Below are 18975 nucleotides of genomic sequence, written 5' to 3' on the forward strand. Positions count from 1 at the left end.
GACCGGGCGCACGGCCCCCGCGCCGTCAGGCGGGGACGCCGGCGCCCGCCAGGTGCTCGATCGTGCGGTGGGAACTCGGCCCGACCAGCGCCGCCCACTCCCCCGGCTCCTCGGCGAGCCAGCCGGCCACGCGGGCGGCGAAGCCGGGCACGTGCCGGCCGAGGTCGACCAGGGCGCGGTCGAAGCGGCCCGCGCCCTCGGGGGTGCGGCCCAGCAGCAGGCCGATGCGGTGGACGAGGTCGCGCAGGTCCTCACCGCCGTTGCGGGCGGCGGCGTGCAGCAGCGCGTCCAGGACGTCGGTGTCGTGTTCGCGGGCCAGGAGCGCCTCACGCAGTTCCCGGCGCAGCGGGCGGGAGGCCGGGATGCCGGGCGGGGTGAGGACACCGGCCAGGGCGCAGCGCAGCCGTACGGATCCGCCCTCCAGCAGGCCGGTGACCAGGGGCAGGAGCACGGCGCGTGCGGCGGGCCCCCGGTCGAGCCGCTGGTCGGTGTAGGCGGCGATCTGCCCGGCCAGCTCCGGTCGCCGTTCCTCGGCCTGGCGGAGCAGCGCCGCGACGGGCCGGGCCAGGCCGGGTGGGGTGGCGTCGGCGAGCGCTCGCAGCGCCTCGTCCGCGCCGGGCCGCTGAAGCCGTGCGGCGAAGGCGCCGAGCACCGGCTCGGGGTGGGTGAGCAGGGCCCCGGCCAGGGCGTCCGGCGGCAGGTGCGGGTCACCGGCCGCGAAGTGCTCGAGCGCCCGGGGCAGGTAGCGGATCCGGGTGTGCGGGTCCTGCACGAGGAGGGCGAGGGCCCCGCCGTGCAGGGCCCGGTCGGCGGGGCGGGCGAGCAGGGTGAGGGCCGCGTAGCGCAGGAGGGCCCGGTCGGCCCCGGTGCTCACGTACGGGGCGACGCGCAGGCCGTGGGTCACGGCGGCGGCCCGTCGGGCCGGGCGTTCGTCGCGCGCCCACCGGTCGGCGGCCCGGCACAGCACCGACGGCTCCTCCTCGGCCAGGACCGCGAGCAGTTCGTCGGCCCGCCGGTGCGCGCGGTCGGCGAGCACGTCGGCCAGTTCGTCCGGGGCCCGGCCGCGGTGGGTGTGCAGCAGGGCCTGCGCGGCCAGGGCCACGGTCGCGTGCGGGGTGGCGGGCAGCGGCTGCTCGTCGTCGAACCAGCGGACGAGGTGCGGCTGCACCGTGACCGGGTCGGCCGCCAGCAGCCGCGCGACGGCGTCCAGGAAGCGCGGGCCGGCCTCGCACGGCGGCCCGTCGGCGTGCACGAGCCGCCTGAGCAGCCCGAAGCGCGCCCCGTCGGCCAGCCGCAGGCCGGTCCAGAAGTCCGGCCCGAACACGTCCGGCACGGGCCGCTCCTGCCGCCGCCAGGCCACCAGCCGGTCCGCGAGCAGCCGCAGCACGTCCGTGTACGGCGTCGCGTCGGGCACGGCCGTCAGCGTCCCCGCGAGCAGCCGGGCCGCCCACCAGGACCCCGGGTCGGCGTCCAGGGCGTGCACCAGGTCGGCCAGGCGGGAGGCCGGCGGTCCGCTGCCGTGCTGCCGCTCCAGGCACAGCAGGGCCTGCAGGACGGGCCCGATGCGATGGTGCGGCACGGGCTCGCCGGTCTCGTCCTCCCGGCCGCGGTGGACGAGAGCGTGCAGGGCCTCGTCGAGGTCGAGGTGGAGGCCGTGGAGCCAGTCGGCGAGTTCCTCGTGGGCGAAGCGGTAGCCCGGTCCGGAGGGCACGAGCAGGCCCTCGGCGAGCACGGCCGGGGCCCAGCCGGTGCCGCCCCCGAGCCGGTCCGGGGCGCGTCCCCAGGGGAACAGGGCCGCGAACGCCTCCGCGTCCAGGTCGCCGCCGCCCGGGCCGAGACTGCGCCGGGCGGCCTCGTGCACCTGACGGGCGACCTTCGCGGCCAGCCTGCGGACGGCGGTGCCGCGCAGGCCGTCGACGGTGGCGAGGCGTGTGGCGATCCGCAGGGACATCAGGTCCACGTAGGCGGCGAAGACGTCGTGCCGGTCGACGGTGGCGGCGGGCCGGTCCGGGGGCTCGGGGAGCGCGGCCCGGATCTCGGCGAGCAGCCGGAGCGTGAGCGGATGCCGGGCGTCGGGGCCGCTCAGCGCGCCCTCCGGGATGCCGAGGCGCTCGCGCGCCTCGCGGGCCTCGTCCTCGGTGAGGTCGCCCGCGCGCACGCATGCGGGCCGGTGCAGCGCCTCCGCCGCCTCCTCCCAGAACTCGGGCCGGCAGGCCGTCACGAGCCGCGCCCCCGTCTCCCGCAGCCACCGCAGCGTCCCGTCCGCCCACGCGGCGAACCGGCGTGCAAGGGCGGGCGGCATCTCCTCGGTGCCGTCGAGGAGCAGCAGCAGCGGGCGGCCGAGCGCGTCGGCGTGGCGGGCCAGACGGTCCGGTGACAGGTCGCCCGGGCCGGGCGGGAAGGACGCCCGGGCGGCGGCCACGAGCGGGGCCGCGCGGGTCAGCGCCCGGCGGGCCGCGTCCGCCACCGACGTGTCGTCGTCCCCTAGGTCGCAGCCGCGCAGCCACAGGGTGGGGTGCCCGTCGCGGGCGCGGCGGGCCGCGAGCGCCGCCAGTTCCGTCGTACGGCCGCTGCCGGGGGCACCGACCAGGCCGAGGACGGTCTCACGGCCTGTCGTGAAGGCATGGAACCCGGCTGCCAGGGCCGCCCGTTCGACCGGTTCGGCGAGGCCCGGCGGCCAGGGCGGGCCGTCCAGCCCCACCGGGACGCCGGTCAGTGCCAGCACCGCCGCCAGGTTGAGGTCGTCGCCGTACGCGGGGACCGTGGCCGCGTTCTCGGCCAGCAGGTCGGCGAGCGGGCCGGCCGCACCGGGCATCTCCGGATGCAGCGGGACGGCGAAGCCGACGTCCCTGTGGCCGGAGCGGAGCGCGGTGCCGAGGACGGCGACGACGGCCCCGGTCGCGGCGTCGAGCACCGGACCGCCGGCCGCTCCCCCGCCGAGCCGCAGCGCGTCCCGGCCCGCCGTGCCGACCGCGAGTTCCAGCGCCCCGTCGATGCGGTGGAAGCGGTCCGTGGCCGCGTATGTCACGCCCGTCGCTCCCAGGACCCGCGCCTCGCGCCAGCCGCCGGCGGCGATCCGCACATAGGTGCCCGTCCGGGCCCCGCCCCGCGCGGTGACGGGCAGCGGCGGCACGCCGAGACCCTCGGTCCGCACCAGGGCCAGATCGAGCGCGGGCAGCGGCGTGATCGCGTCGGCGGCCACGACCCGGCGGCGCTCCCCCGCTCCGTGCAGCACCAGCCGGGGCAGGCCGTCGACGGCCTCGTGGCTGGTGACGAGGGTGCCGTGGTGGTCGGCGAGGAACCCGGTGCCCCGCGGGCGGCCCGCCAGGTCGTGGATACGCACGAGCGCCCCGTCCGGGACCGCCCGGTCCTCGCACTCCGTCGGTCCGGGGCGGTCCGGGGGGTCCGGTGCGCTGTCGTCCGTCTCCCGGGACCGGTTCCGCGACGTCATCGTCGAGCCTCCCCGCCGTACACCCGTGCCCTCGTGTTCGACGTTAGGGGCGGGATGATCAGCGGGACAGATCGCTTCGCGAAAGCGCCCCCTTCCGCTCCCCCGGTTCACTCCGAGCGCCCGCACGGACGGGTGAACGGACGGGGGCGGCTGGATACACCCTAGGGGTGGGGGAACCGAGGGGGGACCGTGGAGCGGCGGCAGTGGAGGTACCCCGTGACCGCCGCTCCACGGGCGGACCGCCCCGGGCAGGCGCTCAGCCGAAGACGGCCAGGCTCTTGGCCTTGCCCCGCTGCTCCTCGACGAGGGCGAGGAAGCGGCCCTCCGGGTCGAAGACGGCGACCGGGCCGGAGCCCGCGTACTGGTCGGGCATCTCCAGCCGCACACCGTTGGTGAGCAGCTTGGCGCGGCGGTCGTCGACGTCCCAGCGGGGGAACGCGGCCGCGGCGGCCTCGGCGACCGGCATCACGGTCAGCTCCTGCTGGAGCTGGTCCAGGGTGCGGGCCGCGTCCAGCTTGTAGGGGCCGACCCGGGTGCGGCGCAGGGCGGTGAGGTGACCGCCGACGCCGAGGCCGGCGCCCAGGTCGCGGGCGAGGGCCCGGATGTAGGTGCCGGAGGAGCAGACGACCGACACGACCAGGTCGAGCACGGGCGTGCCGTCCTCGGCGACGGCGTCGCGTACGTCGTACACGCCGAAGGAGGAGACCGTCACGGGCCGGGCCGGGATCTCGAACTCCTCGCCCTCCCTGGCCCGCTTGTACGAGCGCACGCCGTTGATCTTGATGGCGCTGACCTTGGACGGCACCTGCATGATCTCGCCGGTCAGCTCGGCGATGCCGGCGTCGATGGCGTCCCGGGTGACCCCGGAGGCGTCGGCGGAGGAGGTGATGTCCCCCTCGGCGTCGTCCGTGAGGGTGTTCTGCCCGAGGCGGATGGTGCCCAGGTACTCCTTCTCGGTCAGCGCGAGGTGGCCGAGGAGTTTGGTGGCCTTCTCGACGCCGAGGACGAGGACGCCCGTCGCCATCGGGTCGAGGGTGCCGGCGTGCCCGACGCGGCGGGTCCTGGCGATGCCGCGCATCTTGGCGACGACGTCGTGCGAAGTGAAGCCCGACGGCTTGTCGACGATGACGAGGCCGTCGGGCGTGGTGTGCTTCCGGGTCATTCGGCGGTGTCGTCCGTCTCGTCGTCCTCGTCCGGCTTGCGGTACGGGTCTGCTTCACCGGCGTACTTCGCCCCGGCGGACGCCTCGCGCACCTTCGCGTCGGACTGGCGCGCCTTGTCGAGGAGGTCCTCGATGGTGCGGGCGTTGTCCGGCAGGGCGTCCATGACGAAGGTCAGGGTCGGCGTGAACTTCACACCGGCGGCCCGTCCCACCTCGGAGCGCAGGATGCCCTTGGCGCTCTCCAGGCCGGCGGCGGCCGCCGCGCGCTCCTCGTCGTCCCCGTACACCGTGTAGAAGACGGTCGCCTCCCGGAGGTCACCCGTGACCCGGGTGTCCGTGATGGTGACGTGCGAGCCGAGCCGCGGGTCCTTGATCCCGCGCTGCAGCTTCTGGGCCACCACCTCTCGGATGAGGTCCGCCAGCCTCTTAGCCCGCGCGTTGTCGGCCACTGGTCCGTCTCCCGTTCTTTCCTGTCCGGTTCGTTCTCGGTTCGTCAGTCGTCTTCGCCGTGGAAGCGCCGCCTGACGGACAGCAGCTCCACCTCGGGGCGGGCGGCGACCAGCCGTTCGCACCGGTCGAGCACCTCGCTCACGTGCCCCGCGTCGCCGGACACCAGCGCGAGGCCGATGACCGCCCTGCGGTGGAGGTCCATGTGGTCCACCTCGGCCGCGCTCACCGCGTACTTGCGCTGGAGCTCGGCGACGATCGGGCGGACGACGGAGCGCTTCTCCTTCAGCGACCGTACGTCGCCGAGAAGCAGGTCGAAGGACAGAGTCCCCACGTACATGTGTGTCCGGATGACCCGCCGGTACGGGATCGATGGCCCGCGCGTCGAGGCGCGGGAACACCAGGAACGTTACCGCGAACGGGCCGGGGGCTCGATCGGGTTTTCCGGTGCGCACCGCGCCCCAACGGCCAGCCGGCCGACGCGGCGGGTGCCGCGTCGGCCGGCTGGCGAACCGTGGGTGTCACACCCGCGGCTTCTCGCGCATCTCGTACGTCGCGATGACGTCGTCGACCTTGATGTCGTTGAAGTTGCCGAGGTTGATACCGCCCTCGAACCCTTCGCGGATCTCGGTGACGTCGTCCTTGAAGCGACGCAGGCCCTCGATGTTGAGGTTCTCCGCGACCACCTTGCCGTCGCGGATGAGGCGGGCCTTGGTGTTCCGCTTGACCTCGCCGGAGCGGATGAGAACACCCGCGATGTTGCCCAGCTTGGACGACTTGAAGACCTCGCGGATCTCCGCCGTACCGAGCTCGACCTCTTCGTACTCCGGCTTGAGCATGCCCTTGAGGGCCGCCTCGATCTCCTCGATCGCCTGGTAGATGACCGAGTAGTACCGGACGTCCACGCCTTCGCGCTCGGCCATCTGCTGCGCACGCCCGGCGGCGCGCACGTTGAAGCCGATGACGATGGCGTCGGAGCCCATGGCCAGGTCGATGTCGGACTCCGTGACCGCACCGACGCCGCGGTGCAGGACGCGGATGTCGACCTCTTCGCCGACGTCCAGCTGGAGCAGGGAGGACTCCAGGGCCTCGACCGATCCGGACGCGTCACCCTTGATGATCAGGTTCAGCTGCTGGACCTCGCCGGCCTTGAGCACCTTGTCCAGGTCCTCCAGCGACACGCGGCGCGTGCGCTTGGCGAACGCGGCGTTGCGCTCGCGGGCGGCGCGCTTCTCGGCGATCTGACGGGCCGTACGGTCCTCGTCGACCACCAGGAAGTTGTCGCCCGCGCCCGGGACGTTGGTCAGGCCCAGGACCTGGACCGGCGTCGACGGGCCCGCCTCGGTGACGAGGTTGCCGTTGTCGTCGTGCATCGCCCGGACCCGGCCGTACGCGTCGCCGACGACCATGGTGTCGCCGACCCGCAGCGTGCCGCGCTGGACGAGGACCGTCGACACGGCACCGCGGCCGCGGTCGAGACGGGACTCGATCGCGATGCCCTGCGCGTCCTGGTGCGGGTTGGCCCGCAGGTCGAGCGAGGCGTCGGCGGTGAGGATCACGGCCTCCAGCAGGGAGTCGATGTGCAGACCCTGCTTGGCGGAGATGTCGACGAACATCGTGTCGCCGCCGTACTCCTCGGCCACCAGCCCGTACTCGGTGAGCTGGCCGCGCACCTTGGTCGGGTCGGCGCCCTCGACGTCGATCTTGTTGACCGCGACGACGATCGGGACCTCGGCCGCCTTGGCGTGGTTGAGCGCCTCGACCGTCTGCGGCATGACGCCGTCGTTGGCCGCGACGACCAGGATCGCGATGTCGGTCGACCGGGCACCACGGGCACGCATGGCGGTGAACGCCTCGTGACCCGGGGTGTCGATGAAGGTGATCTTGCGCTCTTCGTCGTTGACCTCGGTCGCGACCTGGTAGGCACCGATGTGCTGGGTGATGCCGCCGGCCTCGCCCGCGATGACGTTCGTCTTGCGGATGGCGTCGAGGAGCCGGGTCTTACCGTGGTCGACGTGACCCATGACGGTGACGACCGGCGGGCGGACCACCAGGTCCTCCTCGTCGCCCTCGTCCTCGCCGAACTCGATGTCGAAGGACTCGAGCAGCTCGCGGTCCTCCTCCTCCGGGCTGACGATCTGAACCGTGTAGTTCATCTCGTCGGCGAGGAGCTGGAGCGTCTCGTCGGAGACGGACTGCGTGGCCGTGACCATCTCGCCGAGGTTCATCATGACCGCGACGAGCGACGCCGGGTTGGCGTTGATCTTCTCCGCGAAGTCGGTGAGGGACGCACCGCGCGACAGGCGAACGGTCTCGCCGTTGCCGCGAGGCAGCATCACGCCGCCGACCGACGGGGCCTGCATGGCCTCGTACTCCTGGCGCCTCTGCCGCTTCGACTTGCGGCCACGACGCGCGGGACCGCCGGGACGGCCGAAGGCGCCCTGCGTGCCACCACGGCCACCCGGACCACCGGGACGACCACCGAAGCCGGGACGGCCACCGCCGCCGCCGGGACCACCCGGACGGCCGGCGAAACCGCCGCCACCGCCACCGGGACCACCGGGACGGCCGGCGAAACCGCCACCGCCGCCACCGGGACGGCCGGCGAAGCCGCCGCCACCCGGGCGACCGCCGCCGCCACCGGGACGACCGCCGCCACCGGGACCGCGGCCACCGGGGCCGCCGCCACCGGGACGCGGGCCGGCAGCCGGACGCTGCGGCATCATGCCGGGGTTGGGACGCGGACCGCCGGGGCCGCCGCCGGGACGCGGGCCGCCCTGCGGACGGGGCATGCCGCCCGGCGTGGGACGCGCGCCGCCCGGAGCCTGCGGACGGGGACCGCCCGCGGCGCCCTGGGGACGGGGACCGCCCTGGCCCTGGCCCTGCGGGCGCGGGGCACCACCGGGTGCGCCGGGACCGCCGGGACGCGGGGCGCCGCCGGGACGGGGCGCCTGCGGGCGCGCCATGCCGGTGGAGCCGCCGGAGGTGAAGGGGTTGTTGCCCGGACGGGGACCCGCCGGACGGGCACCGGGACGCGGAGCGCCGCCACCCGGGCGCGGAGCTCCGGCACGGTCGCCGCGGCCCTGGCCGCCCTGGCCGGAACCACCCGGACGGGGGGCACCGGGACGCGGGGCCTGACCGGCCGGACGCGGGGCGCCCGGACGCGGGCCGGAACCCTGGGACGGCTCGGCGGGAGCCGACGGCGGTGCCGTGAACTCGGGCGTGGTCGGAGCCGGGGACGCCGGGGCGGGCCGCGGCGCGGGCTTCGGGCCCGGGGTGGGACGGGGGCCGGGAGTCGCCGGCGCGGCGGGAGCCGCGGGCTTCTCGGCGGCTGCCGGCTTGGGGGCCGGCGGGCGCGGGGCGGCCGGACGGGCAGCCTGCGCCGGGGAGGGGGCTGCCGGCTTCGCCGGGGCAGCCTTGCGGGCGGGGGCGGACTTGCCGCCGCCGTTGCCCTGCTGGAGGGCGTCCGTCAGTTTGCGTACAACGGGCGCTTCGATGGTCGAAGACGCCGAACGGACGAATTCACCGAGTTCCTGGAGCTTGGCCATGACGACCTTGCTCTCGACACCGAACTCCTTGGCGAGTTCGTAGACCCGGACCTTAGCCACTTCGCTCCTTTGAGGTCCGGGTTGCGTCCGGACCGTCGCTAGTTCATGGGCGTACTCATCGCGTACTCATCGAGTGCTCATCGCAATCTCGACCTGCTTTCGACTCGCGAGGTACCTAGACCACACGGGGTTCCGTGCGGCACGTTCTTACGGTGTTGCCTGATCGGCAACTGTTGTCTGCTCGACGTATCGGCGCAACGCCTTTGTGTCGAGCGGTCCCGGGACGCGCAGTGCCCTCGGGAACGCCCGGCGGCGTACCGCCTGGTCCAGACAGACCTGGGCGGGGTGTACGTACGCACCCCGGCCGGGCAGCGTACCGCGAGGATCAGGGATGCACGCGTCCTCGATCGCCACGATCCGCAGCAGTTCAGCCTTGGCCGCTCGCTCCCGGCACCCCACACAGGTACGTTCAGGGCACACGCGGTCGCGTGTCCGGCCAGACACAGTTAAGTCTACCTCCCCGTACGCGCCTCACTCCTGCGGGGCAGCATTCGATCAGTTGCAGCGCGTGAACCTGTCGTGATCTGAACGACCCACGGCCGGGATCCATTCCCGGACCGTGCGGCCTACTCCGCGGCCGGTTCGGTGTCCGGGCGGATGTCGATCCGCCAGCCGGTCAGCCGGGCCGCGAGACGGGCGTTCTGGCCTTCCTTGCCGATGGCCAGGGACAGCTGGTAGTCCGGCACGGTCACCCGGGCCGAACGGGTCGACATGTCGACGATCTCGACCTTGGAGACGCGGGCCGGGGAGAGCGCGTTGCCGACCATCTCCGCCGGGTCGTCCGACCAGTCGACGATGTCGATCTTCTCACCGTTCAGCTCGCCCATCACGTTGCGCACCCGGCCGCCCATGGGGCCGATGCAGGCACCCTTGGCGTTCAGGCCCGAACGGGTGGACCGTACGGCGATCTTGGTGCGGTGACCGGCCTCACGGGCGATCGCGGCGATCTCCACGCTTCCGTCGGCGATCTCCGGCACCTCCAGGGCGAACAGCTTCTTCACCAGGTTGGGGTGCGTGCGCGACAGCGTCACGGACGGGCCGCGGACGCCCTTGGCCACCCGGACGACGTACGAGCGCAGCCGCATGCCGTGCGGGTAGGTCTCGCCCGGCACCTGCTCCTGCACCGGCAGGATGGCCTCCAGCTTGCCGATGTCCACCAGCACGTTCTTCGGGTCGCGGCCCTGCTGGACCACACCGGTGACGATGTCGCCCTCGCGGCCGGCGTACTCGCCGAGCGTCGCGTCGTCCTCGGCGTCGCGCAGGCGCTGCAGGATGACCTGCTTGGCCGTGGTCGCGGCGATACGGCCGAAGCCGGACGGGGTGTCGTCGAACTCGCGGGGCTCCTGGCCCTCCTCGAGGTCGTCCGGGTCCTCCTTCGCCCACACGGTCACATGGCCGGTCTCCCGGTTGAGCTCCACGCGCGCGTGACGGCGGCTTCCCTCGGTGCGGTGGTAGGCGATGAGGAGGGCCGACTCGATCGCCTCGACCAGCAGGTCGAAGGAGATCTCCTTCTCCCGAACCAAGCCCCGCAGGGCACTCATGTCGATGTCCACGGCTACGCCTCCTCTTCCTTCTTGTTGTCCTTGCGGCTGAACTCGACCTGGACGCGTGCCCGGACGATCTCGTCGAAGGCGAGTCTGCGCGCGGTGGCCTTGCGGCCCTTGACTCCGGGCACCTCGGTGTCGACGCCGTCGTCGTCGACCTTCAGGATCCTGGCGACCAGCTCGCCGCCCTCGGCCAGCTGGAACCTCACCAGCCGGCCGGTGGCCCGGACGTAGTGCCGGTGTTCCGTGAGGAGGCGTTCCGCGCCCGGGGTGCCGACCTCGAGGGTGTACTCCCCCGCGCCCATCGCGTCCGTCTCGTCGAGCTTCGCCGAGAGCGCGCGGCTCACATCGGCGATCTGGTCCAGGTCCGCACCGGTGTCCGAGTCGACGACGACGCGCAGCACACGCTTGCGGCCGACGGAGTCCACTTCGATCTCTTCGAGGTCCAGACCCTGGGAGGCGACGAGCGGTTCCAGCAGTTCTCGCAGCCTCTCGCTCTGGGTGGTGCTCATCCGGGTGACTCCTCGGCCGCGTGTGCTGTTGTGGGATGGGTCGCGTGTCTGGTCAAAGGGTATCCGGTCGCGGGGAGTGTTGCCGTCCACCCGGTCACGAACGGTGCCGCTGAGTGGTCCCGGGCGACGGCCCGGGTACCGTGATCACGGGCATGCAGCCCAGTGGTTTCCCTGCCTTCCCGCATGTTTCCCGCCACGAGCCCCCGAGGACGTCTGACGTGCCGTTCCCCTCACCGCCGCGCGCCCGTTCGGGGCCGCGCAGAAGGAGTCTGCTCGCTGCCGCGCCCGCGGCCCTCGCCCTGGCGGGCTGCACGGCGGGCACGGAGAAGTCCGCGGGCGCGGGAGACGGCTCCTCGGCCGCGGAGCGCCGGGCACGCGCGCGTGCGGCGCGGGACAGCGAGAGGCTCCTGGAGCGGTACGACGCCGTGATCGCCGCGCGGCCGGCTCTGGCGGGGCGCCTGGGACCGCTGCGCGAGAACGTCGAACGGCACGCCCAGGCGTTCGGAGGTGGCCGGAAAGCATCGCCGTCGGGGTCGGCCTCGGCGGCGCCCTCGGCCTCCGCCTCCCCGCCGGCCGGCGTGCCGGGGAACGACAAGGAGGCCCTGGCCGGGCTGGCCGCCGCGGAGCGGGAGCTGGCCGACCGGCGGTCGGAGGACCTGCTCGGCGTCCCGGGCGAGCTGGCGCGGCTGCTGGCGTCGGCGGCGGCGGCCGGGGCGGCGCACGTGTATCTGCTGACGGAGGGGGACGCGTGAGCGAGGCGAAGGACCGGGAGCTGCGGGCCCTGCAGGCGGCCCTGGCGGCCGAGCACGCGGTGGTGTACGGGTACGGCGTCGTCGGCGGCAGGATCGGCGACGGGCGGCGCGCGGAGGCACGGACGGCGTACGACGCGCACCGGGCGCGCCGGGACGCGCTGGTGCGCGAGGTGAAGGATTCGGGCGGGCGGCCCGTGGCGGCGGCCGCCGGGTACGCGCTTCCCTTCCCGGTGGCGGACGCGGCGGCGGCCGCGCGGCTGGCCGCCGAGCTGGAGGACCGGGTGGCGGGGGTCTACTCCGACCTGGTGCGGGCCGCGGCCGGTGAGCGGCGGGCGCTGGCCGCCGAGGCGCTGCGCGAGGCGGCGGTCCGGGCGGTGCGCTGGCGCGGGGAGAGCGTAGCCTTCCCTGGGCTCGCCGAGCGGGCGGGCACGGCTCCGCCCTCGGCGGCGCCCACGGCGTGACCCGCGCGGGGCACGCACCGCCACGAGCACGAAGGGAACGACTCGCGCATGGTTCTCGAACCGCCGCAGCGCCTGGTCAGGGCGCTCGGTGAGACGGCCCCGGACGGCGACGACTGGCTGGAGAAGCTGCCGGAGACGGCGCGGCGGGCCGTCGCGCTACGCGAGTTGACCGTGGAGCGGGTGCAGGTGCCCGGCGGGCGCAGCAGTCTGGTCGTGCTCGTGCGGACGGCCGACGGAACGCCCGCCGTGCTCAAGCTGGCGCCGGGGCGGGCCCGGCCGGAGGCGGAGCGGGCCGCGCTCGCGCACTGGGCCGGGCGAGGAGCCGTGCAGCTGCTCGAAGCGGCGCCGGGGGCCGGGCTCGCGGCGGACGGTGACGGAGCCCCGTCGGCCGAGGGGGTGCTGCTGCTGGAGCGGCTGCACCCGGACGTGTCGGTGCGGTCGCTGCCGGAGGCGAAGGCGCTGCTGGAGGCGGCGGGGACGCTGCGGCGGCTGTGGGTCGAGCCGCCCGCCGGTTTCCCCTTCGAGACGGTGGCCGAGCGGACCGGGCGGCAGGCCGAGGCGATGCGGGCCCGGGCGCGGACCGATCCCGAGGTGGCCCCGCTGGTCGATCTGGCGCTCGCGGCACGCGAGGAGCTGCTGGCCGCACCGCCCGAACACCGGCTGCTGCACGGCACGTTCCGGCAGAGCAAGGTGCTCGCCGGGGAACGGATGCCCTGGCTGGCCGTGGGGCCGGACCCGGTGGTCGGCGAGTGCGCGTTCGACCTGGCCCGGCTGGTCCGTGACCGGGTGGAGGACCTGATCGCCCAGCCGTCCGGCGCGGCGACGACCCGGCGCCGGATCAAGCGGCTGGCCGAGTCGCTGGACGTGGACCAGGAACGGCTGCGCGGCTGGACCCTGTTCCGGGCCGTGGAGTCGGGTGTGCGCGCGGGGCGGGTGGGGCGGCCCCGCGACGCCGAGCTGCTGCTGGAGTTCGCGGGCTGGCTGTGAGCGCCCCGGCCGCGCGGAGCGCTCACGCCTGCACCCCCCGGGCCCTTACGCCGTGAGGCGGGCGACGGCCTCCTCGACCGTCAGTTCCTCGCGCTCGCCGGTGCGGCGGTCCTTCAGCTCGACGACGCCCTCGGCGGCGCGGCGGCCCGCCACCAGGATCTGCGGGACGCCGATCAGCTCGGAGTCCGTGAACTTCACGCCCGGGGAGACGCCGGCACGGTCGTCGACCAGGACACGGACACCCGCCGCGGCCAGCTTGCCGGAGATGTCGAGGGCCAGTTCCGTCTGCAGGGCCTTGCCGGCGGCGACCACATGGACGTCGGCCGGGGCGACCTCCTTGGGCCAGCACAGGCCCTTGTCGTCGGCGCTCTGCTCGGCGAGGGCGGCGACCGCGCGGGAGACGCCGATGCCGTAGGAGCCCATGGTGACGCGGACCGGCTTGCCGTTCTGGCCGAGGACGTCGAGCTTGAGGGCGTCGGCGTACTTGCGGCCCAGCTGGAAGATGTGACCGATCTCGATGGCGCGGTCCAGGACGAGGCCCGTGCCGCACTTCGGGCAGGGGTCGCCCTCCTGCACGACAACGACGTCGACGTACTGGTCGACCTCGAAGTCGCGGCCCGCGACGACGTTCCTGGTGTGCGTGCCGGGCTTGTTCGCGCCGGTGATCCAGGAGGTGCCCGGGGCGACGCGCGGGTCGGCGATGTACGTGACCTTGTCCAGGCCCTGCGGTCCGACGTAGCCGCGGACCAGGTCGGGGCGGGCCGCGAAGTCGGTCTCGGTGACCAGCTCGACGGTGGCCGGGGCGAAGTGCGCCTCGACCTTGTCCAGGTCGACCTCGCGGTCGCCGGGGACGCCGACCGCGACGATCTCGCCGTCGACCTTCACGAGGAGGTTCTTCAGCGTGGCCGAGGCCGGGACGCCGAGGGAGGCGGCGAGGGTCTCGATGGTCGGGGTGTCCGGGGTGGGGATGTCCTCGGCGGCCGGGACGTCCGTGGCGTCGACGGGCTTCAGCTCGTACGTGATCGCCTCGGTGTTGGCGGCGAAGTCGCAGTTCGGGCAGTCGGCGAAGGTGTCCTCGCCGGCCTCGGCCGGGGCGAGGAACTCCTCGGACTTGGAGCCGCCCATCGCGCCGGCGGTGGCGGCGCAGATGCGGTAGTCCAGGCCGAGCCGGGCGAAGACGCGCTGGTAGGCCTCGCGGTGCAGGGCGTAGGACCGGGCGAGGCCCTCGTCCTCGGTGTCGAAGGAGTAGGAGTCCTTCATCAGGAACTCGCGGCCGCGCAGGATGCCGGCGCGGGGCCGGGCCTCGTCGCGGAACTTGTTCTGGATCTGGTAGAGGATCACGGGCAGGTCCTTGTAGGAGGACGCCTGGTCCTTCACCAGCAGGGTGAAGATCTCCTCGTGGGTGGGGCCGAGGAGGTAGTCGCCGCCCTTGCGGTCCTGGAGGCGGAACAGCTCGGCACCGTACTCGTTCCAGCGGCCGGTCGCCTCGTAGGGCTCGCGCGGCAGCAGGGCGGGCAGGGAGACCTCCTGGGCGCCGATGGCGTCCATCTCCTCGCGCACGATGCGCTCCACGTTGGCGAGGACCTTCTTGCCGAGGGGGAGCCAGCTCCAGATGCCGGCGGCGGTGCGGCGGACGTAGCCGGCGCGGACGAGGAGCTTGTGGCTGAGGACCTCGGCGTCGGCCGGGTCGTCGCGCAACGTCTTCGCCAACAACTGGGACATGCGCTGGACCGGTGCGTTCGCCATGGTTCGTCTGCTCCTGCTACGTGTAGGTGATGGCAGGAGGTTAGCCGGGCGGCACGGGGCGGCGGAAATCGGTTAGCGGCGCAGCAGCGGGAGCGGGGCGCCCATCACGGCGTACGGCTTCGGGGCGCTCGGGAAGAGGACCTGGCGGGCCAGGTCCCGGTAGCCGAGGGAGCGGTACAGGGCGCGGGCGGGGCTGTCGGTGTCGATCGCGGAGAGGATCGAGCGGGGTTCGGCGGCGCCGTCGGTGATCTCGGTGATCAGGGAGCGGCCGATGCCGCGGTTCTGGTGGCCGGGGTGCACGTGCAGCTCGGTGATCACGAAGGAGTCGTCGAGCCAGTGGTCGTGGTGCTGGGCGCGCAGGTAGGGCTCCACGACGGTGGACCACCAGTGGGTGCGGTCGTTGGGCATGCCGTACACGAACCCGACGAGGCGTCCGCCCACGGTCGCGCCGAGGGCCCGGGCGCCGGGGTAGGTCATGTGGCGCAGGACGATCTGGCGGCGGACGGCGACTTCGTCGGGGCCGAGACCGAAGGCCACGGCCTGGACGGCCAGGGCCTCGTCAACGTGGGCGGAGAGGTCGAGGGGGCCGATCACCAGGTCCATGGCGGGGAGCCTACAGGGGGCTTCCGGTCGTCGTCCGGGCGCTTCAGAACAGAACGCTCATGAACGCGCCGACCTCCTGGAAGCCGACGCGCTGGTACGTCCTCCTGGCCGCGGTGTTGAAGTCGTTGACGTAGAGGCTGACGACCGGGGCGACGTCCGCCAGGGCGTAGCGCAGGACGGCCGCCATGCCCGGGGCGGCCAGGCCGGTCCCCCGGTACTCGGGGGCCACCCACACGCCCTGGATCTGGCACGCCCGGTCGGTCGCGGCGCCGATCTCGGCCTTGAAGGCGACCTTGCCGTCCGCGTCGAAACGGGCGAAGGACCGGCCGGAGCCGACAAGTTCGGCGACGCGGGCCTGGTAGAGGAGCCCGCCGTCGCCGGCCAGCGGCGAGACGCCGACCTCCTCGGTGAACATGGCCACGCACGCCGGCAGGATCGTTTCCATCTCGTCCTTGCGGACGCGGCGCACGTAGGGGTCGGGGGTGACTCCGTCCGGCAGCCGGTCGGTGACCATGAGGGGCTGGTGGCGGCGGACCTCACGGGCCGGGCCCCAGTGCGGCTCCAGGAGGCGCCACAGGTCGGCGGTGGGGCCGGCGGGGCCGACGATGGAGGAGCAGCGGCGGCCGGAGCGGCGGGCGCGGTCGGCGAAGGCGCGGACGGCGCGCGGTCCGGCGCAGATCGGCACGAGGTTGGCGCCCGCGTAGCACAGGGAGGTGAGGATGCCGTCCTCGTACCAGCCCCACATCTCGCCGCCGAGCCGCCACGGGTCGAGTCCGGCGATCTGCACCCGGGACGTCACGAAGGCGTTCGTGACCGGCTCGCGGTCGAGGACGGCGAGCGCGGCGTCCAGGTCGCTCGGTTCGAGGACCCGTGAAGTGGTCTGGGTCAACACGTGCGGGGCCTCACACACTGGGGTCGGCTGGTCTCCGCACTATAGCTGCGGTGCCCGGGCGGGGCGTCCCGGAGCTCAGGGCTCGTGGTCGCCGGGCGGTCGGGGGACGCCTGTGGCCTGTCGCGCCCACGCGGCGGAGCCGCGTGGCGGCACGGCCCCGCGCCCCTTGCGGGGCGCGGGAGACCCGCCTCAGCCCGCGACCGCCACCGACGGCTCGCCGGAGGCCACGCCGTCCTTCTCCATCTGCTCGGCCAGCTTCATGGCCTCCTCGATGAGGGTCTCCACGATCTTGGACTCGGGGACGGTCTTGATGACCTCGCCCTTGACGAAGATCTGGCCCTTGCCGTTGCCGGAGGCGACGCCGAGGTCGGCCTCGCGGGCCTCGCCGGGACCGTTGACGACGCAGCCCATGACGGCGACGCGCAGCGGGACCTCCATGCCGGTGAGGCCGGCGGTGACCTCTTCGGCCAGCTTGTAGACGTCGACCTGGGCGCGGCCGCAGGAGGGGCAGGAGACGATCTCCAGGCCGCGCTGGCGCAGGTTCAGCGACTCCAGGATCTGGATGCCGACCTTGACCTCCTCGGCGGGCGGCGCGCTCAGGGAGACCCGGATCGTGTCGCCGATGCCCTGGGAGAGCAGGGCGCCGAAGGCGACCGCCGACTTGATGGTGCCCTGGAAGGCGGGGCCGGCCTCCGTGACGCCGAGGTGCAGCGGGTAGTCGCACTGCTCGGCGAGCTGCTTGTACGCCTCGATCATGATGACCGGGTCGTTGTGCTTGACGGAGATCTTGATGTCGCGGAAGTCGTGCTCCTCGAAGAGGGACGCCTCCCACAGGGCCGACTCGACCAGGGCCTCGGGGGTGGCCTTGCCGTACTTCTGCAGCAGGCGGCGGTCGAGGGAGCCGGCGTTCACGCCGATGCGGATGGGGGTGCCGTGGTCGCGGGCCGCCTTGGCGATCTCCTTTACCTTGTCGTCGAACTGCTTGATGTTGCCGGGGTTGACGCGGACCGCCGCGCAGCCGGCCTCGATCGCGGCGAAGACGTACTTGGGCTGGAAGTGGATGTCGGCGATGACCGGGATCTGCGACTTGCGGGCGATGGTCGACAGGGCGTCGGCGTCGTCCTGGGTCGGGCAGGCGACGCGGACGATCTGGCAGCCGGAGGCGGTCAGTTCGGCGATCTGCTGGAGGGTCGCGCCGATGTCGGACGTGCGCGTGGTGGTCATCGACTGGACCGAGACGGGGGCGTCTCCGCCGACCGCGACGGACCCGACCTGGATCTGGCGGCTCTTCCGGCGCTCGGCGAGCTTGGTCGGAACGGACGGCATGCCGAGAGAAATCGCAGTCATCTGCTGTGCAACCCCAAGTCGTGGATCAAGGTCCGGTCCCGTGAGCAGCGGGCTCCGAGCTTCGAGATTACGGCACGGGCGCGGGCACGGGCACATCCCACCCGTGGTGCCACCCGATGGGAGGCGGCCCGGCGAAAAGCCTGCCGGGCCGCCGTGAACTCTGTATGACTAGGAGATTCTCACCGGGTTCACCACGTCCGCGATCAGGACCAGGATCGTGAAGCAGATGAAGATCCCCGCGACCACGTAGGCGACCGGCATGAGCTTCGCCACGTCGAAGGGGCCCGGGTCGGGCCGGCGCAGCAGCTTGGCCGTGTTGCGGCGCAGCGACTCCCACAGCGCGCCCGCGATGTGGCCGCCGTCGAGCGGCAGCAGCGGCAGCATGTTGAACAGGAACAGGGAGAGGTTGAAGCCGGCGACCAGCATCAGGGCCATGGCCAGCTGCTGGGTGGGCGGGATGTCGAGGGTGAAGATCTCACCGCCCACGCGGGCCGCGCCGACCACGCCCATCGGGGAGTCGGCCTCGCGCTCGGCGCCGTCGAAGGCCGCGTTCCACAGGGCCGGGATCTTGCCGGGGAGGGCGGCGAGGGAGTCGACGGCCTCGCCGATCCGGTCGCCCATCCAGGTCACGGAGTCACCGAAGTCCTGTTTGACCACGCCGGTGGCGGCGCTGAAGCCGAGGAAGCCGGCCTGGACGTACTCGCCCTCGACGATCTGGCCGCCGGCGTCCTTCTTGGCGACCTGGTTCGAGGCGATCTTCGCGTGCAGGGTGACCTCGCGGCCGTCCCGCTCGACGACGATCGGCACCTCCTTGCCGGGGTTGGCGCGGATCAGGTCGGACAGTTCGTTCCAGTCGTCGGTGGGCGTGCCGCCGAAGGAGACGATCTTGTCGCCCGCCTTGAGGCCCGCCGCGGCGGCCGGGGAGGCCGGGTCGCCCTTCTCGCACTTGTCGCGGTTCTCGCTCTGGGCGATGACGCACTGGGAGACCGAGCTGACCGAGGTGGTCTGCTGGGTGATGCCGAAGCCCATCAGCACGGTGAGGAACAGCACCACCGCGAGGATGAGGTTCATGAAGGGGCCGGCGAACATCACGATCACGCGCTTCCAGGGGGCGCGCGTGTAGAACATGCGGTTCTCGTCGCCGGGCCGCAGCTCCTCGTACGCGGCGGAGCGGGCGTCCTCGATCATGCCGCGCCACGGGGAGGTGGAGCGGGACTCCAGGCGGCCGTCGGGGCCGGGCGGGAACATCCCGATCATGCGGATGTAGCCGCCGAACGGGATGGCCTTGACGCCGTACTCGGTCTCGCCCCTCGTGCGCGAGAAGAGCGTCGGGCCGAAGCCGACCATGTACTGCGGCACGCGGATGCCGAAGAGCTTGGCGGTCGACAGGTGCCCCAGCTCGTGCCACGCGATCGAGAACAGCAGGCCGACCGCGAAGAGGACTATGCCGAGGATGAACATCA

At 73.5% G+C, this 18975-nt stretch carries 16 protein-coding genes; 3 read left to right on the forward strand and 13 right to left on the reverse strand.

Annotated features, from left to right (window positions below):
- Nucleotides 1–25: 25 nt before the first annotated feature.
- The 8 genes from ACF07N_RS05575 to rimP form a co-directional block, all read right to left on the reverse strand.
- A complete protein-coding gene (locus ACF07N_RS05575) occupies nucleotides 26–3451 on the reverse strand; it encodes a trypsin-like peptidase domain-containing protein (protein WP_392108854.1) in 3426 nt (1141 codons plus the stop codon).
- A 256-nt stretch (nucleotides 3452–3707) separates the two neighbouring features.
- Nucleotides 3708–4613, reverse strand: coding sequence for a tRNA pseudouridine(55) synthase TruB (gene truB, locus ACF07N_RS05580; RefSeq protein WP_383349700.1), 906 nt, complete (start codon nucleotides 4611–4613; stop codon nucleotides 3708–3710).
- Nucleotides 4610–5062 (reverse strand): 30S ribosome-binding factor RbfA, encoded by a 453-nt coding sequence (gene rbfA, locus ACF07N_RS05585; protein ID WP_311688512.1) that lies wholly within the window; start codon nucleotides 5060–5062, stop codon nucleotides 4610–4612. Before rbfA ends, truB begins: the two co-directional genes overlap by 4 nt.
- A gap of 44 nt (nucleotides 5063–5106) precedes the next feature.
- Nucleotides 5107–5400: a DUF503 domain-containing protein gene (locus ACF07N_RS05590; RefSeq protein ID WP_356929477.1), complete on the reverse strand. Its 294-nt coding sequence runs from the start codon at nucleotides 5398–5400 to the stop codon at nucleotides 5107–5109.
- A 181-nt stretch (nucleotides 5401–5581) separates the two neighbouring features.
- Nucleotides 5582–8668: a translation initiation factor IF-2 gene (infB, locus tag ACF07N_RS05595; RefSeq protein WP_392108859.1), complete on the reverse strand. Its 3087-nt coding sequence runs from the start codon at nucleotides 8666–8668 to the stop codon at nucleotides 5582–5584.
- 147 nt (nucleotides 8669–8815) lie between these two features.
- Entirely contained in the window at nucleotides 8816–9112 is a 297-nt protein-coding gene (locus ACF07N_RS05600) for a YlxR family protein (protein ID WP_392108862.1), read from the reverse strand.
- Nucleotides 9113–9234: 122 nt separating this feature from the next.
- Nucleotides 9235–10221, reverse strand: coding sequence for a transcription termination factor NusA (gene nusA / locus ACF07N_RS05605; RefSeq protein ID WP_383325978.1), 987 nt, complete (start codon nucleotides 10219–10221; stop codon nucleotides 9235–9237).
- A gap of 2 nt (nucleotides 10222–10223) precedes the next feature.
- Nucleotides 10224–10724: a ribosome maturation factor RimP gene (gene rimP, locus ACF07N_RS05610; protein WP_392108865.1), complete on the reverse strand. Its 501-nt coding sequence runs from the start codon at nucleotides 10722–10724 to the stop codon at nucleotides 10224–10226.
- Between the two features lie 218 nt (nucleotides 10725–10942).
- Between rimP and ACF07N_RS05615 the strand changes: the two genes are divergently transcribed.
- The 3 genes from ACF07N_RS05615 to ACF07N_RS05625 are packed head-to-tail and all read left to right on the forward strand — an operon-like array spanning nucleotide 10943 to nucleotide 12924.
- The gene (locus ACF07N_RS05615; RefSeq protein WP_392108868.1) at nucleotides 10943–11476 is read left to right on the forward strand and encodes a hypothetical protein; all 534 of its coding nucleotides are present in this window, start codon (nucleotides 10943–10945) and stop codon (nucleotides 11474–11476) included.
- Nucleotides 11473–11937 carry a DUF4439 domain-containing protein gene (locus tag ACF07N_RS05620; protein ID WP_392108871.1) on the forward strand — a complete coding sequence of 155 codons (465 nt, stop codon included), beginning with the start codon at nucleotides 11473–11475 and terminating at the stop codon, nucleotides 11935–11937. Before ACF07N_RS05615 ends, ACF07N_RS05620 begins: the two co-directional genes overlap by 4 nt.
- Before the next feature lie 48 nt (nucleotides 11938–11985).
- Nucleotides 11986–12924, forward strand: a complete 939-nt coding sequence (locus ACF07N_RS05625) for an aminoglycoside phosphotransferase family protein (RefSeq protein WP_392108874.1) — start codon at nucleotides 11986–11988, stop codon at nucleotides 12922–12924.
- A 45-nt stretch (nucleotides 12925–12969) separates the two neighbouring features.
- On the opposite strand, the gene ACF07N_RS05630 is transcribed toward ACF07N_RS05625, so the two are convergent.
- From ACF07N_RS05630 to ACF07N_RS05650, 5 genes are all read right to left on the reverse strand, one after another.
- Nucleotides 12970–14670 (reverse strand): proline--tRNA ligase, encoded by a 1701-nt coding sequence (locus tag ACF07N_RS05630; RefSeq protein ID WP_383325963.1) that lies wholly within the window; start codon nucleotides 14668–14670, stop codon nucleotides 12970–12972.
- A gap of 72 nt (nucleotides 14671–14742) precedes the next feature.
- Complete coding sequence (locus ACF07N_RS05635) at nucleotides 14743–15273, reverse strand: GNAT family N-acetyltransferase (protein WP_383337841.1); 531 nt, start codon at nucleotides 15271–15273, stop codon at nucleotides 14743–14745.
- Nucleotides 15274–15316: 43 nt separating this feature from the next.
- Nucleotides 15317–16165 carry a GNAT family N-acetyltransferase gene (locus ACF07N_RS05640; protein ID WP_392108879.1) on the reverse strand — a complete coding sequence of 283 codons (849 nt, stop codon included), beginning with the start codon at nucleotides 16163–16165 and terminating at the stop codon, nucleotides 15317–15319.
- A gap of 189 nt (nucleotides 16166–16354) precedes the next feature.
- Nucleotides 16355–17512 (reverse strand): flavodoxin-dependent (E)-4-hydroxy-3-methylbut-2-enyl-diphosphate synthase, encoded by a 1158-nt coding sequence (gene ispG, locus ACF07N_RS05645; RefSeq protein WP_383325954.1) that lies wholly within the window; start codon nucleotides 17510–17512, stop codon nucleotides 16355–16357.
- A gap of 168 nt (nucleotides 17513–17680) precedes the next feature.
- The gene (locus ACF07N_RS05650; RefSeq protein WP_392111033.1) at nucleotides 17681–18973 is read right to left on the reverse strand and encodes a M50 family metallopeptidase; all 1293 of its coding nucleotides are present in this window, start codon (nucleotides 18971–18973) and stop codon (nucleotides 17681–17683) included.
- Between the last annotated feature and the right edge of the window lie 2 nt (nucleotides 18974–18975).

This window comes from Streptomyces sp. NPDC015242 (assembly GCF_043079125.1).
Classification (GTDB): Bacteria; Actinomycetota; Actinomycetes; order Streptomycetales; family Streptomycetaceae; genus Streptomyces.